The organism is Elusimicrobiota bacterium (genome assembly GCA_016182905.1).
Lineage (GTDB): Bacteria > Elusimicrobiota > Elusimicrobia > UBA1565 > UBA9628 > GWA2-66-18.
This window is the reverse complement of the sequence record JACPFR010000003.1, coordinates 9727-26963: the sequence shown is the minus strand read 5'-3', so window position 1 is coordinate 26963 and position 17237 is coordinate 9727. Positions and strand designations below refer to the sequence as shown.

General features: G+C 66.4%; 4 protein-coding genes. All 4 read left to right on the top strand.

Features of this window, described 5'->3' with window-relative positions:
- The first annotated feature begins 886 nt into the window (after positions 1–886).
- The 4 genes from HYV14_00350 to HYV14_00335 are packed head-to-tail and all read left to right on the top strand — an operon-like array spanning position 887 to position 17146.
- Positions 887–14839, top strand: coding sequence for a hypothetical protein (locus HYV14_00350; GenBank protein MBI2384441.1), 13953 nt, complete (start codon positions 887–889; stop codon positions 14837–14839).
- Positions 14836–15729 (top strand): PorV/PorQ family protein, encoded by an 894-nt coding sequence (locus tag HYV14_00345; protein ID MBI2384440.1) that lies wholly within the window; start codon positions 14836–14838, stop codon positions 15727–15729. The genes HYV14_00350 and HYV14_00345 overlap by 4 nt, the downstream gene beginning before the upstream one ends.
- Positions 15726–16685: a hypothetical protein gene (locus HYV14_00340; GenBank protein MBI2384439.1), complete on the top strand. Its 960-nt coding sequence runs from the start codon at positions 15726–15728 to the stop codon at positions 16683–16685. The genes HYV14_00345 and HYV14_00340 overlap by 4 nt, the downstream gene beginning before the upstream one ends.
- Positions 16685–17146, top strand: coding sequence for a hypothetical protein (locus HYV14_00335; protein MBI2384438.1), 462 nt, complete (start codon positions 16685–16687; stop codon positions 17144–17146). Before HYV14_00340 ends, HYV14_00335 begins: the two co-directional genes overlap by 1 nt.
- Positions 17147–17237: the final 91 nt, after the last annotated feature.

Sequence of the window (17237 nt, the reverse complement as noted above, 5' to 3'; positions counted from 1 at the left end):
GATGGCCACAGGCGCCACGGTGAACGCCGCAGTGACCAATGACGTCGTCGTTGGCGTGACCGGCTTCAATCCTAAAGTTGTCAGGCTGAATGGAGCTTCGGGGGTTCCTGCGTGGACCTACACCTCTCCTCTGTTTAATTCTCCTATAGCCGCCATTGGTATGGATCCCGTCGATCAATCCGTTTACTTTGCGATTGCCAAAACTGGCCATAAAGTGAGTTCGACCGGAGGACTGTTGTGGGGCGGACTGGTGAATGGGTTTCCGGCGGTCAATTGGGGGAATATCCCCAACCCAGCCTCCTTCGCATTTGATCCTCTTAATCGACACGTATACGCTTCCGGCGCCTGCAGCCACGGTTGGATGGGCAAGATAACCCCATCGAACGGCAGTCTCGCATGGTCGGTCGGTTCCGCGGTCAGCTTAACCTTGGATGATGTTCCTTCGTTGTCGGTGGGGGACAACGATGGGAGCCTCTACGGAGTCGCCGGCAACAATAAAGCGCTCTACAAGTACAGCGGAAGCGGGACGCAGATATTCAAAAAAACGATCGCTTGGAGCGTCCGTTCCACCGATTGCGGTGGAGGACGTGGAGACTTCAGCCGCTTCAATCGGAATTTCTATGGAGCGGGTGGGAATACCACGGGCATTTTCCCAACCAACTTCTTATACAGGTTGGATCAAAATGGGAACGTTCTTGATACCTTTGCGTTGCCGTTGACTGCCAGGGTGACGGGCGTAGCGGTCGACAATGCGAGCGCAAGCCCGGGTTATGGGGCCGTCTACGTCAGCGCAGGGAATTCCATTTATCGGTTCAGCCCGAGCTTGAGTTTGATTTGGGGGCCGGTCGACATAGGGAACACCGCCGACTTTCTCGCAGTGGAGCCCTTGAGCGGCGGCCTCTTTGTAGGCAGCATCGGCGGGAAATTCGTACAGCAACGATTCACGTTCAACGGAGGCGCAGGTTGGACCTACTCGACGGGAGCGCAAGCGCCGTCCTCGCTGTCGACGCAGAGGCTCGTCAGCCCTTACCTGGAGTTCTCCGGCTCGCCGCAGACGTTGCTGTCCGGCCAATGTTCAGCTGCCGTGACCGTGCAGACGCGGAACGCGCAAAACGGCGTTGCGACCACCGGAGGTCTCGTCACCCTCGCGTCCAGCGACGGGACGATACAATTCTACTCGGCTCCAGGCTGCGGCGGCTCGCCGGTTGCTTCCATCACGATTCCGGCGGGCTCGAGTTCGGCGGGCTTCTATTTCAAAGGCACGACGGCCGGCGCGCCTGAGATCACGGCCTCGGTCGCCGGCTTTGCGTACGCTTCACAGAACGCAACGATCAACGTCCCCAAACTGGCGTTCACCACTCCGGCGGTGACGGCGACGGCGGGCGCCTGCTCGGCCGCTTTCGCGACGATCCAGTCTCAAAGCCCCAACGGCAGCCCGCTGAACGTCCAAGCCAACACTCCCGTGTCTCTCACATCAAGCGACGGGACGATGCAATTCTACACGACGTCAGGCTGCGGCGGTTCAGCGGTTGCTTCCATTACGATTTCGGCGGGCTCAAGCTCGGCGAACTTTTATCTCAGGAGCACGACCGCCGGCACGCCGCTCATCACGGCCTCGGCCGCAGGATATGCGAATGCGACCCAGGGCGCGACGATCACTGCTGACACTACACCGCCCTCGACCGTCCTAGATCTAGCAGCCTTGGGCATCAGTGAAACCCAGGCCAGGCTCACCTGGACTTCGCCGGGCGACGACGGCTCCGCCGGCTCCATCACCAACGGCCAATATGACATCCGGTGGGCGCAGGTCGATTCCGGTCAATTTGATTACAACACGGCGACTCCCGTTCTGCTTCCCGCGACCGGCCCCTCGGGCCAGTCGAAGAGCGTGACTATCGATGGGCTCCCGACCGGGATGACCGTCAGCTTCGGCCTCAAGACCGCCGATACCGCCGGAAACGTCTCTGAACGCTCAAATATCGCCTCTGCCCCGACCTTCACGGTGAGGGAGAGCCTCGATACCGTTGTCCGCATGGCGGCGCCTATTCCAGTCAGCATCGTATTGGCCGATCAAAACAGCTCGGCCAGCGTGCTACAGATCGCTTTCGACGGCGGCCTCTCCCCGGCGAGCTCCGTCTACGAACTGACTCCAAGCCCATACACCTTTTCGTCGCCGGCGAGGGTCACGTTCAAGTTTAATCCCGCGACCGTGGACGTGGCCACTTTGGCCATCTACAAGGCCGACACGCCTACATCTCCCTTGAGCAGCGTCCCGATCACGAACCAGACGATCGACCTCGTTGCGAACACGATATCGGGAGACGTGTCCGGCCTCTCTTTCTTCGTTCTTCTCTTCAAGACCCAGGATGCCCTTCCTCCGAGATCCGTTATAGACATCGGGCTTCCTTCTTTCTCGGCTTCCCCGGTGCTCATCACTTCCACCACTCGGCTCTCCATCACTGCCACCGACGACTTGCAGGTCGTCGGCGACGGGCGCGGCTCGGGCGTGGCGCAGACGCGCTACGCCATCGACGCCGCCGCCTTTGCTCCCTTTTTATCCTCTTTCACAATAGTCGGGAGCGGCCTGCATACCATTCGTTTCTTCAGCACCGATCTGGCGGGCAACACCGAGGCCGAAAGAACCTCCACCGTCGCGGTGGATAATACCGCTCCCGCAACCGCTTTGGCCGCAGTGGGGGGAAAACAAGCTTCAGGCCCCGACGCCGCCAGCTTTTTTGCGTCCTCCGACACGCGCATCAGCCTGAGCGCGACCGACCCCTTGGTCAGCGGCGTAGCCTCGGGCTTGGCGCTCACGCATTACCAGGACAACACCGGTCCGCTCCAGACCTACAGCGCCCCCTTCTTGCTGACTCAGGGCTCGCACACGCTGAACTATCACAGCCGCGATAACCTGGGCAACGCCGAGGTCGCACAGAGCAGCACGATCCTCATAGACGCGGCCGCGCCGGTCAGCACGGCGAGCGTCGGCTCGCCGCTCTACGTCTCGGCCGCCGGCGTCCGGTTCATCTCGCCGGCGACGCCCGTGAGCCTCACGGCCATAGACCCGACGGTCGCCAACGTCGCCTCGGGAGTCGAGCGCCTCGAGGTCAGCGTGGACGGCGGCGCTTTCGTGACCTACGCCTCGGCGCTGACCTTCGCGGAGGGCCGCCACGTCCTGCTCTTCCGCGCCGTGGACCGCGTCGGCAACCGCGAGACGGAGAACACGCTCGAACTGCAGGTGGACGCGACCTCGCCGCTGACCGCGCGCGGCTTGAGCGGCGGCTTCGAGTTCACGGACGCGGGCGGCGATCTCTTCGTGTCCTCGGGCGCGCGCCTGGCCTTCACGGCGGCCGATCCCGTCCCGGCGCTGCCCGGCGCGCTCGCCTCCGGTGTCGCCTTCACGCAGTACCGGCTCGACGCTGCCCCGACCGCTCCCTTCACCGCCTTCGTCTCGCCGCTCGCGCCGCTCTCCGAGGGTCGGCACGCAGTCGAGTTCCGCAGCCAGGACAACGTCGGCAACCTCGAGACGACGCGGACGCTCGCGATTACCTACGACGCCACGGCCCCGGTCATCACGATCACGGCGCCCGGCGCGGGCAGCTACGTCGCCACCAAGAACACGATTCCGGTCAGCTTCACGGTGACCGACAACTTCGACCCCACGCCCGTTATGAGCGCCGTCCTGACACAGATCCAGGACCGCGGCAGCCCGCGCGGCGCGCGGCCCGCGGTCGTCGCGGTCGCCTCCGGCCAGGCTCTGCAGCCGCTCTCCCTGGATGACGGGCTCTGGCAGCTGCGCGTCTCGGCGACTGACTTCGTGCAGAACGCCGCGGCGGCGGCCGGCGACACCTTCGAGGTGGTACACGACACGCTCGCGCCCCGCTCGACGCTCGCCGTCGGCGCGCCTCAGGCCTCAGGCGGCCCGGGCGGCTCCCTGTTCGTCACCCGCGACACGCTCTTCACGCTCTCTTCGATCGACGATCTCGTGAACTCCAACGACGCCGCGGGCCTGGGCGTATCCTTCCAGGAGCTGAATGTGGACGCGATCCTGCGCGGCCGCTTCACGAACCCAGCCCCGGCCTCGGGCCAGATCTTCACCTCGACGTTCACGCTCGGCGCGGACGCCGACGGCGCTCGGGCGCTCTCGTTCTACGCTGAGGATGCGCTCCAGAATCGCGAGGCGGCGCGCCCGGCCGCCGTCGCCGTGGACAACACGGCTCCCCTGACGACGCTCGCCGCGGAAGGCGGCCGGCAATACCCCGCCCCAGACGCGGCCACCTTCTATGCCTCCCTGGCGACCCGCATCAGCCTGGCGTCCGTCGACCCGCTGGTCAACGGCGTCGCTTCGGGCGTCGAGTTGACGCAGTACCAGGAAAACGGCGGCGCCTTCCAGACCTTCACCACGCCTTTGAGTCTCCCTGAAGGCAGCCACGCTTTGGTCTATCGCAGTCGGGACCGGGTTCAGAACCTGGAGGTGATGCGCAGCAGCACGGTGCTCGTCGACGCGACCGCCCCGACGACCGCGGCCGGCGTAGGAGCGCCGCTCTTCGTCGCGGCTGACGGGGCGCGCTACGTCACGCCGGCGAGCACCGTGACCTTCAGCGCGGCCGACCCGGCGCTGCCGGGCGGCCAAGCGGGCTCGGGCGTGAGCCGCGTCGAACTGTCGCTTGACGGCGCGGCCTTCGCGGCCGTGAACTCCGCTCTCGCGCTCGCCGAGGGCCGCCACGAACTGCTCTATCGCGCGGTCGACAACGTGGGCAACACGGAGGCCGCGCGCTCGCTCGAGCTGCGCTCGGACACCACGCCGCCCTCCACCATGGTCCAGCTCGGCGCCCCGCTGTTTACGGCCGCGGACGGCGTCAACTACATCACGCCGGCGACCCCGATCAACTTCTCGGCGGTGGACCCGCTCGTCGCCGATGTTGCCTCCGGACTGCAGCGCATCGAGGTCTCGGTCGATGGCGAGCCTTTCGCGCCGCGGATCGCGCCGCTCACCTTGGCCGAGGGCCGGCACACGGTGCTCTACCGCGCCGTCGATAACGTCGGCAACATCGAGGCGACCCGCACGCTCAGCGTCCAGTCCGACGCTACCGCGCCGGTCAGCGCGGCCGAAGTCGGCTCACCGTCCTTTACCGCGGCCGACGGCACCCGCTACGTGACGCCGGCCACGCCCGTCACCTTCTCGTCCGCCGACCCGCTGGCGGCCGACGTCGCCTCGGGACTCGACCGCATCGAGGTCAACATCGACAGCGCGGGTTACGTCAGCTACAGCGGGCCCCTCTTCTTCGCTGAGGGACGCCATACCATGCTCTTCCGGGCCGTGGATAAGGTCGGCAACGTCGAGACGGCACGGACGTTGACGGTCCAGTCCGACGCCACGCCGCCGCTCACGACGCTGGCCGCCAGCGGCGACTTCTTCGTGTCTGAGGCGCGCAACTTCGCCCCGGCATCGTTCTCATATAGCCTCAGCGCGCAAGATCCGATCGTCAGCCAAGTGGCCTCGGGCGTGGCCTTCACGCGGTTCGGGACCGGCGGAGGGCTTCAGACCTACAGCTCGGCTTTCAGCCTGAGCGAGGGCGTGCGCGCGGTAGAGTTCCAGAGCCAGGATAACGTAGGCAACCTCGAATCGCTCAAGACGGAGACTGTCCACGTCGACGCCACCGCGCCGACGAGCAGCCTGTCGGTCGGCGCGCCCAGCTTCGACCCCGGCGGCGGCCAGCCCGTGTTCGTCGCGCCAGCCACGCTGCTCAGCTTGGCCGCAGTCGATCCGATGAGCGGCGGCGTCGCCTCGGGCCTGCGGCTCATCTCGTTCCGGCGCGGGTCCGATGCCTTCACGACCTACACAAGCTCGTTCGGCCTCGCCGTTCCCGACGGCCTGAAGACCGTCGAATTCTTCGCCGAGGACAACGTCGCCAATCGCGAGACCGCCGAGTCCAGGACCTTCGCGCTCGACGGCGCGGCACCGGCGACTTCCCTGGCGGTGCAGGGCGGCCGGCAGCATCCCGGACCGGACGCGGCCAGCTTCTACGCCTCGGCCGGGACGCGCTTTGACTTGGTCGCTGTCGATCCCGTCGTCAACGGCGTGGCCGCCGGCATAGCCTTCACGCGCTTTCAAGACAACGCGGGCACGCTCCAGAACTTCGGCTCCGCGTTCTCTCTGGCCGAGGGCAGCCACGTCGTCGCCTACCAGAGCCAGGACAACGTCCAGAACCTGGAGGTGCTGCGCTCGACGACGGTTCTCATCGACGCCACGGCACCCGTGACCTCGGTCCAGATCGGCGCGCCGCTCTATGCGGCGCCGGACGGGACCAACTACGTCGCTCCGGGAACGCCCGTCGCCTTCACGGCGGCCGATCCCGTGGTCCAGGGAGTCGCCTCGGGCGTCAACCGCATCGAGGTCGCCGTCGACGGCGGATCGTTCGTCGCTTACTCCTCGGCGCTGACCTTCGCCGAGGGCCGGCATACGGTGCAATATCGCGCCTTCGATAATGTCGGCAACGCCGAGGCCGCCCGGACCTTGAACGTCCAGTCGGACGACACGGCGCCGCTCACGGCCTTAGGCCTCATCGGCGGCAGGCAGTTCCCTGGACCCAATGCGGCGAGCTTCTTCGCCTCCTCCGACACGAGGCTTTCCCTGCCGGCGGCGGACCCCGCGATCAGCAACGTGGCGTCCGGCGTCACTTTCACGCGCTGGCAGGACAACGGCGGCGTCTTCCAGACTTTCAACGCGCCGATTACCCTGCTTGAGGGCAGCCACGCGCTGGGTTATCAAAGCCGGGACAACGTCGAGAACCTGGAAGTGCTGCGCTCGACGACCGTCCTCGTCGACGCGACGGCGCCGGTCAGTTCGGCCACCATCGGCTCGCCGCTGTTCCTCGCGGCGGGCGGAGCGAGGTTCATCACGCCCGCAACGCCGGTGGCCTTCTCAGCCGCCGATCCCGCGGTCAACGGCGTGGCGTCGGGGGTGCAGCGCATCGAGACATCGATCGACGGCGGACCCTATGCGCTCTACACCGCGGCGCTGACCTTCGGCGAGGGGGCGCATAGCGTCCTGTTCCGCGCCGTCGACAACGTGGGCAACACCGAACTCGCGCGGACGTTGACCGTCCAATCCGACGACACGCCGCCGGTCACCACCGCCGAGACCGGCGAGCCGCTCTTCGTCGCGCCCGATGGGACCAACTACATCACTCCTGCCACGCCGGTAACCTTCCGGGCCGTCGATCCGACGGTCGGCACGGTGGCCTCGGGGGTGTCGCGCACGGAAGTGGCGGTCGACGGCGGGCCCTTTGCGGCTTACTCCGGCGCTCTGACCTTCGCCGAGGGGCGGCACACGATCCTGTTCCGATCCATCGATACGGTGGGCAACATCGAGATCGCCCAGACCCTCAGTGTGCAGTCGGACGACACCACGCCTCTCACTTCCCTGGCTGTCCTCGACGGCCGGCAGTTTCCCGGGCCGAACGCCGCGACCTTCTACGCTTCTCCTGAGACCCGCTTCGGCCTGCCTGCCGTCGACCCCGTCGCCAGCGACGTGGCATCGGGCCTGGCGTTTACGCAATGGCAGGATAACGGCGGCGCCTACCAGGCTTTCACCGCCGCCTTCGCCTTGCCCGAGGGCAGCCACATGCTCGCCTATCAGAGCCAGGACAACGTCTCGAACCTGGAGGTGCCGCGCTCGACGACGGTCCTCGTCGACGCCACGGCGCCGGTCAGCACCGCCTCGATCGCGACGCCGCGGTTCATCGCCGCGGATGGAACGATCTACCTCACGCCGGAGACACCGATCACCTTGTCCGCCGCCGACCCCTCGTTGCCCGCCGGACAACCCGGCTCCGGCGTGAGCCGCATCGAGGTCGCGATCGACGGCGAGGCTTTCAGCCCCTACGGCGCGGCGCTCACTGTCGCCGAGGGTCTCCATACTATCCTGTTCAAAGCCGTGGACAACGTGGCCAACGTCGAGACCGTCCATACTTTGCTCGTCCGCTCGGACGCTACGACGCCGCAGACCGCTTTGACTCTCGCCGGCGGCAGGCAAGCCGCGGGCTCCGGCGTCAACAGCTTCTATGCCTCGGCCGATACGAGCTTCTCGTTGCCGGCCGCCGATCCAGTCGTCAACGGCGTGGCTTCCGGCATCGCCTTAACTCGCTATCAGGACAACGGAGGACCGTTCCAGAACTTCGCGTCCGTCTTCCAACTGGCCGAGGGCAGCCATGCTCTGGGCTATCAAAGCCAGGATAACGTCGGCCATCTCGAGGTCCTCAGGAGCACGACCGTTCTCGTCGATGCCACCGCACCCGTGAGCGCCGCCGCCATCGGCTCGCCGCTGTTTGTCGGCGCCGACGGGACGAATTACGTCACGCCGGCAACGCCCGTGACGTTCTCCGCCCTCGACCCGGTGAGCAACGGCGTGGCGTCCGGCGTCGACCGCATCGAGGTCGCCATCGACGGCGGGGCATTCGCCCCTTACGCCTCCGCGCTGACCTTCCCGGAGGGACGCCATACCGTCCTGTTCCGCGCGCTCGACCGCGTCGGCAACGTCGAGGCGACGCACCGGCTTGATCTGCAGTCCGACGACACTCGGCCGGCGACCGCTTTCATGCCCAGCGGCGCGCTCTTCACGGAGGGGGGACGCAGCTATGCCCCGGCGCAGTTCACCTACGCGCTGCCGGCGCAGGACCCGGAGATCAATAACGTGGCGTCGGGTGTCGCCTTCACACGCTATCGCACCGGCCAAGGCGCATACCTGAACTTCGTATCGACGTTCAGCCTCTCCGAGGGCATCCGCCGTGTCGAATTCCAGAGCCAGGACAACGTCGGCAATCTTGAGCTGCTCACGAACGCCACGGTCTTCGTGGACGCGACCTTGCCCGTCTCCGCGCTCGCCGTCGGCAACCCGAAATTCGATCCCGGCAACGGCCAACCCGTGTTCGTGGCGGCGGCGACGCCGCTGACGCTGAGCGCCCAGGACCCCGTGCTCCAAGAGGTGGCCTCCGGAGTACGGCGAGTCTCATTCCGCCGAGGGACCGATGCGTTCGGGACCTACGCCGGGCCGTTTACGCTGCCGCTTCCCGACGGATTCAAGACGGTGGATTTCTTCGCAGCCGACAACGTCGATAATACTGAAGCCACCAGGAGCGCCACGCTCGCCCTCGACAACACAGCGCCGGCGACCGTGCTGGCGGTCTTGGGCGGCCGTCAGTTCGCGGGGCCCGATGCGGCGAGCTTCTACGCTTCCTCCGACACGCGCTTCAGCCTGCCCGCCGCCGACCCTGTGACGGGCGGCGTGGCTTCCGGCCTGGCCTTGACCCAGTACCAAGACAACGGCGGCGCCTTCCAAGTCTTCGCGTCGGCGTTCGGCCTGCCGGAAGGCGCGCACCTGCTCGCCTATCAGAGCCAGGACAACGTTTCGAACCTGGAGGTGCCGCGCTCGACGACGGTCCTCATCGACGCCACGGCGCCGGTCAGCTCCGCCACGGTCGCCGCGCCGCAGTTTATCGCCTCGGACGGGACTGTCTACATCACGCCGGCGACGCCGGTCACGCTTTCCGCCGTCGATCCCGCCTTGCCCACCGGGCAGCCCGGCTCGGCAGTGAGCCGAATCGAGGTCGCGATCGACGGGGGACCGTTAACCGTCTATTCCGCGGCGCTGACCTTCGCCGAGGGGCGACACACGATCCTGTATCGAGCCGTGGATAATGTCGCCAACGTCGAGGCGATCCGCACGCTCAACGTCCAGTCCGACGCCACGCAGCCGCACACGGAACTAGCCGTCATCGACGGCAAGCAGGCGTCCTCGCCCTTGAGCGGCACGTTCTATGCCTCTTTCGATACGCGCTACGCGTTGCCGGCCGCCGATCCCATCGTCAACGACGTCGCCTCGGACGTGGCCTTTACGCGCTACCAGGACAACGGCGGCGCGCTCCTGACCTTCACCGCGCCCATCGCGCTCTCCGAAGGTTCCCACCTGTTCGCCTACCAGAGCCAAGACAACGTCCAAAACCTGGAGGTGCTGCGCTCAACGACGGTCCTTGTCGACGCAACGGCGCCGGTCAGCTCGGCCACCATCGGCTCGCCGTTCTTCGTCGGAGCCGACGGCACGAGGTATATCACGCCGGCGACGCCGGTAACGCTTTCCGCCTTCGACCTCGTGGTTAATGCCGTGGCATCCGGCGTCGATCGCATCGAGGTCGCTATCGACGGCGGGGCATTCGCCGCTTACGCCTCCGCGCTGACCTTCCCGGAGGGACGCCATACCGTCCTGTTCCGCGCACTCGACCGCGTCGGCAACGTATCGGCGACGAGCCGCCTCGACCTGCGATCCGACCACACGCCGCCCATAACGAGCTTCACGCCCAGCGGCGCGTTCTTCACGGAGGGGGGACGCAGCTATGCCCCGGCGCAGTTCACCTACGCGCTGCCGGCTCAGGACCCGGAGATCAATAACGTGGCGTCGGGTGTCGCCTTCACCCGCTATCGCACCGGCCAAGGAGCGTACCAGAACTTCGTCTCGCCCTTCAGCCTCTCCGAGGGCGTCCGCCGCGTCGAGTTCCAGAGCCAGGACAATATCGGCAATCTTGAACTGCTCAAGAGCGCCACGGTCTTCGTGGACGCGACCGTGCCCGACTCAGCGCTCGCCATCGGCAGCCCGCAGTTCGATCCCGGCGACGGCCGGCCCGTGTTCGTGGCCGCGGCGACGCCGCTGACGCTGAGCGCCCAGGACCCGGAGGTCCAAGAGGTCGCCTCGGGCGTGAGGCAGATATCCTTCCGCCGCGGCGGCGATGCCTTCGGGGCCTATGCCGCGCCGCTCACGCTGCCGCTCCCCGACGGGCTCAAGACGCTCGATTATTTCGCCGCGGACAACGTCGGGAACGTCGAAGTCGCGCGTAGCACTTCGCTCGCCCTCGACAACACCGCGCCGGCGACCGCTCTGGCCGTCCTGGGCGGCCGTCAGTTCCCGGGACCGAACGCGACGAGCTTCTATGCCTCCTCCGATACGCGGCTGGCGCTGCCCGCCGTCGATCCTACGGTCAACGGGGTCGCTTCGGGCTTGGCTCTCACGCAGTGGCGGGATAACGGCGGAGCGTTCCAGACCTTCACCGCGGCGTTCGCCTTGCCGGAAGGCGCTCATGCCGTCGGCTACCAGAGCCAGGACCGCGTCCTGAACATGGAGGTGCTGCGCTCGACCTCGGTCCTCGTCGACGCCACGCCGCCGGTGACAACGGCGCACATCGGCGCGCCGTGGTTTGCCGCGGCCGACGGGACCAACTACATCACGCCCGCGACGCCCGTCACGTTCACGGCCGTCGATCCGGCCGTCTCGGGCGTGGCCTCGGGCGTCCACCGCATCGAAGTCGCCGTGGACGGCGGGCCGTTCACCGCTTATTCCTCGGCGTTGACCTTCGCCGAAGGGCGGCACACGATCCTGTATCGCGCCATCGACAACGTAGCCAACGTCGAGGCGATCCTCACGCTCAACATCCAATCCGACGCCACTCAACCGGCGTCCGCCTTGGCCATCGGCGCGCCGAAATTCGATCCCGGACAGGGCCAGCCCGTGATCGTCGCGGCCGCGACCCTGATGACCCTGTCGGCTCAGGACCCGGTCGTTTTGAACGTCGCCTCGGGCGTGCGGCAGATCTCCTTCCGCCGTGGCGGCGACCCCTTCGGGACCTATGCCGCGCCGTTCACTCTGCCGCTTTCCGACGGGCTCAAGACGCTCGACTATTTCGCGACCGACAACGTCGGAAACGTGGAAGTTACCCGCTCGACTATGGTGGCCCTCGACGACACGTCGCCGCTGACGACGCTCGCCGTGCTGGGCGGCCGCCAGTTCCCGGGGCCTGACGCGACGAGCTTCTACGCCTCATCCGATACACGGCTCGCCCTGCCCGCCGCCGATCCCGTAGTCAACGGCGTCGCCTCCGGCCTGGCGTTCACGCAGTGGCAGGATAACGGCGGCGCCTTCCAGGCCTTCGCCGGCGCGTTCGGCTTGCCCGAGGGCGCGCACTTGATCGCTTATCAGAGCCAGGACCGCGTCCAGAACATGGAAGTCCCGCGCAGCACCACGGTTTTCGCGGACGCCACGGCGCCGGTCAGCTCGGCGACCATCGACTCGCCGCTTTTCGTCGCGGCCGACGGAACCAACTACATCACGCCGGCCACGCCGGTCAAGCTTTCCGCCGTCGATCCCACCTTGCCCACCGGGCAGCTCGGCTCCGGAGTGAGCCGAATTGAGGTCTCGATCAACGGCGGACCGTTCACCGTCTATTCCGCCGCGCTGACCTTCGCCGAGGGGCGCCACACGATCCTGTACCGGGCCGTCGATAACGTGGCCAACGTCGAGACCCTCCGCACGCTGCAGGTCCGCTCCGACGCCACGCCGCCGGTCAGCTCGCTTATCGTCGGCCAGCCGCAGTTCCAACTGCCGACAGGCCTGCTCGTCAGCACGCGCACGCCGTTCTCGACCAACGCCGTCGATCCCATCATCAGCGACGTGGCCTCGGGCGTTAAGGACACCTTCTACCGGGTTTCCGACCTCGCTCCCGGCGGCGCCGCTTTCCAGACGTTCTCGACGCCCTTCAGCATGGCCGGCCTGGACGCGAACAAGGTCATCGAGTTCTACTCGCGCGACAACGTCCTCAACACGGAAGCGATCAAGTCGAGCACGGTGCTGCTTGATTCGACGCCGCCCGAGGTGGCGCTTCTCTCGCCGGCGTCCTGCGATTCGGGCGTCTGCCGCGTGCTCAAAGGCAAGTTTCCCGTGCTCGGCACGGCCCAGGACCGCCATTTCCATACCTACACGCTCGAGTTCGCGCCGGGCAAGGACGCCTCGGCGGGCTTCGCGCTCATCAGCTCGGGGACGGTTGCCGTAAGCTCGGGCACACTCGGCGTCTGGGACGCGAGCACGCTTGGCGGCTGGCAGACGCTCAGGCTGAGCGCGAACGACCTCGTGCAGAACGGGTCCGTCCTCGCGCTCAACGTGTTCGTCGGCGATCCCGCGACCGTGCTCGTCTTGGGCGGGCACGACACGTTCAACATGCCGGAGGGGGTGGCCGTCGGTGGCGACGGGAAAATCTACGTCGCCGACCGCAACAACGACCGCGTAGCGGTGTTCTCGAGCACCGGCGCCGCCCTCGCCTCCTTCGGCGGGCGCGGGCGCAACGACGAGGCCAATGACGATCATCCGCGGCCCTCGACCTCAACGCTCAGGCTCAAGCGTCCCGCGGCGGTCGCGGTCGACGCGGCGGGGAGCATCTTCGTGGCGGACACCGGCAACCATCGCGTGCTCAAGCTCTCTCCGGCCGGCCAGGTCATGCTCGATATCGGACGCCGGAAGATCGAGGGCGGGGACGATCAAAACAAGGCCGAGCGCAAGGTCGAGTTCACGGCTGGCGCCGGGCCGGCCGAATTCAAGAGCCCCTCCGGCATCGCCGTCGACGCGGCGGGAAATATCTATGTCTCGGACACGGACAACCACCGCGTTCAGGTGTTCTCCTCGACGGGCATCTTCACGTTGGCCTTCGACCTCCCGGCTGCGCCGGAAGCCCCGGAAGGGGACGACGAGCGCGGGGCGAAGGACGACGACGATGAACGGCCCAGGCTGGGCAAGCCGGTGGGCATCGCCTTGGACTTGGCGGCCAACATCTACGTCGCCGATTCCAAGGGACGCCGAGCGCTGGCCTTCGACGCGACCGGCCGCCTCCTCATGACGGTGCCGGTCTTAGGACTCAAGGGCCGGGGCGCAGCACGGCCGGTCGGCATCGCGGTTACGCCGTCGGGCAAGTGCCTCTTGGTCTCGGATCAGCAGAGCGGCCGCATCCTCAAGTATGACTTTCAGGGCAATCTCAACCTCGCGTTCGGCGGCAAACGGCGCGGGGAGGCAGGAGAGCGGCGCTCCGTCTCCTCCATCAAGCTGCGCAAGCCCACCGGCTTGGCGATGGACGCCGAAGGGGCGCTCTACGTCGCCGACCGCAACGACGTGCGGATCAAGAAGTTCAGCCTGCCCGACGGCAGCGCTACCGTATTCGCGCCCGCGCAGGGGCCTGAGGACGACAACATCGCGCGCGAGGTCATCGACCGCGAGGACGGCGGCCTCGTTGAGCGCAAGGACCGCGCCGCCGTCAGCATCCCGCCCGACGCCTTGCCCGAGGACCTGAGGATCTCCGTCAGCACGCCGACAGCGGCGGTCGCCGACGAAAGCCGGCGCGGCGCGGACGACAAGAATATGAAGGTCGCGTCCCCGCCGGTCGAGTTCCAGCCGCACGGCGCCGAGTTCGACAAGCCGGTCACTCTGACCATCCCGTACAACCCGGAGCTGCTCGCGGCGCAGAATGCCGCCGACGCGGACCTCAGGGTCCACTATTGGAACCCCAAGACGAAGGCCTGGGAGGAGCTCGACTCGACGGTGGACAAGCAGAGCCTCACCGTGACGGCCAAGACCACGCACTTCTCGCTCTACCAGGTCTACACGGGGACCGACACTTCCACCGCGGCCGCGCCTTTGGCCGCCGACGCGAGCTTCGGCGTGAAGGCGGCTTACGCTTTCCCGAACCCCGCGCGCGGCGTGGGCGCGGTCACGATCCGGATTCAGCCGGGCCTCGCCGACTCGGTCCAGGTGAACGTCTACGACGTGGCGGGACGCAAGGTCCACTCCTCCTCCAACTTCCGCAACCTGGGCGCGTTCGACGACGGCAACGGTCTTGGAGCCCAGTTCACCTACGAGCACGTCTGGGACCTCTCCGGCATCGGCTCGGGCGTATACGCCTACGTCATCACCGCCCAAAAGTCCGGCGAGAGGGACATTCACCGCAGCGGCAAGATCGGGGTGGTAAAGTGAGCACAATCACGAGGCTGGCCGCCCTGTTCCTGCTTCTTGCTCCCGCGGCCGGCGCCGTCGAGACCGCGGCGTTCCTCAACGTCGGCGACGGCGCTCGAGCCCTGGCGCTGGGCAGCGCGTACACCGCGCTGGGCGCCGACGCCAACTCGCTCTACTGGAACCCGGCCGGCATCGCGGGCCTGGAGAAGCGCGAGGTCACGGTCAGCCACGCCGAGCTGACGCAAAAGACACGACAGCAGTTCTTCGGTTACGCGCATCCCACGTCCAACGGCACCTTCGGCGCCTCGCTGAGCTATCTCAGCCACTCGACGATCGAAGGCCGCGACGCCGCCGGTCGGCCGACCAGCGGATTCGAGGCCTCGGACGCGGTCGTGGGCATGAGCTACGGCCGCAAGACCGAGCTCGCGGACCTCGGCGCCACGGTCAAGTACATGCGCACGCACATCGGCTCGGCCGAGGCGCAGACCTTCGCGCTCGACGCCGGCGTGCGCAAGCCGCTCGGCTCATTTATCCTTGGGGCGGCCATCCGCAACCTCGGGCCCGGCCTCAAGTTCGACTCGGAGCGCAATGATCTGCCCCTGCGCTTGGCCCTCGGCGCGGCCTACAAGCTGGCCGGCGGCCACGCCGTCGCGGCCGAGTTCGTCAACGGGCCCCGCGGCGCGGGCTCGGACGCGGGCATCGGCGGCGAGTTCCAGGCGGTCAAGAACCTCTTCCTGCGCGGCGGCTATACGACGCTCAGCCGGGTTCCCGGCGGCTCGAACTTCGACGCCGCCCGGGGATTGACGCTCGGCGTGGGCTTCAACAACCAGCGCTGGAGCCTCGACTACGCCGCGGTCACGATGGGGGAACTCGGCAGCGCCCACCGCTTCACGTTCGGCACCCGGTTTTGAGCATCGCCGCCGATTCGTGGGCTGTTCTCAAGGCCTACTCCTTTGCCCAGTTGAAGGCGAAGTTCACCAAATGCCTGGAGCCCTCGGCGAAGTGCCGTCAAACCGCGATCAAGGCCCATTCGATCCAGAATGCCGGGATGCTCGCCCGCATCTCTCGAAACGGCCACGTCGTCTCGATGAGACGGGTGTTGCGCGACGGCAACGCGACTCTCGACTTCGCAGAGGAAGGGCGGAATCAAGCGACCACATTCACGGGGCTGTGCGCCGCGCACGACGCCGAGATATTCCGGCCCATCGAGACGGCCGCCATCGACATCTCTAATGAGCGCCACTTATTCCTGCTCGCCTACCGGGCCGCTTTGAAGGAACTCCACACGATCATGGAGTGGGCCGCTCGCCTGCAACGCATCTACATGAAGCGAGTCGAGCTCGGCCTCTCGCCGAAGGGACAGCCCGATCCGCCGGGGATGTTCGCCACGGAGCGTCTCATGGCCTCCTACGTCACGCATCTTTACAAGACGAAATACGACCTGGCGTTCCTCAAGGGCGATTTCTCGGCGGTGTCTCACGAGGTCATCGTTCTTCCGAAGCAGGCGGCGACGGTCGCCGTCAACTCCTTGACCTCGGATGATTCCATCCGGACGGACGAGGATGTCGCCCGCATCGCGGTCAACGTCTTCCCGCGCGACGAGGACGTCGTCGCCGTGTTCTCTTATCTGTCGGGGGAAGCGCCGCAGGCGAGGCAACTCCACGCCGAGGTCTCGGCCGCGACGGGGGACTACCAGAAGTACGCTTTGTCGCGTCTTCTGCTGCGCTGCTGCGAGAACTTCGTCCTCAACCCCGAATACTTCGACCGGATGCCGGAATCCAAGAAAGAAGCCATCCGGAACTTCTTCTTGAGCACGATTTCCAAGAATGACACCGGCACTCACGACCCGGCCCTTTTTCTATTCTAATGACGCCACAGCACCTCCGCCGACTTCAGGCAGAACTGGTCCAGAAGCTTGCGAAGCGAGCATCCACCAGAGGCAAGAACGACTCCTTGGCTTTCCTCGATGACGCCGAGATCGAAGCCATGATCTGGGACTACCCGAATGACGCTTCGAAGCCCCTCGTGCTCTTCGCCCTCATGACCCACCCGAAGTCGCCTGGGTACAAGATCCTTAGAGACGAATTCGACGCGTGGCTCAGCGCCTGCTCGACCCGGCTTTGCCTCGAATGGCTAAAGCGGAAGGGCGCGATCATCCGCTACAAGATCGTTGAGCATGGTGCGTCATGGCAGACCAATCCATTTATGCTGACGAAAGGCTTCGTTGAAAGGCTCAAAGAACAGCACCGCGCATTGCATCGCTTCGCGTCCTATGTCTTGCGCGACGCGCTAAAAACAGTTTCAGCATACCGTGCCCATGAGAATTAGATCCCGGGGCCGTCTAGGCGAAGCATGAAGTATCGGAAGGCGGCGGCATAACTCGGAATTCCTTCCGGTACGTTCAGCTCCCGGCTTTCAC

What these genes read in the sequence shown, in the direction of transcription:
- HYV14_00335 (MBI2384438.1), top strand. Translation starts at nt 16,685, where the DNA reads ATGACGCCACAGCACCTCCGCCGACTTCAGGCAGAACTGGTCCAGAAG.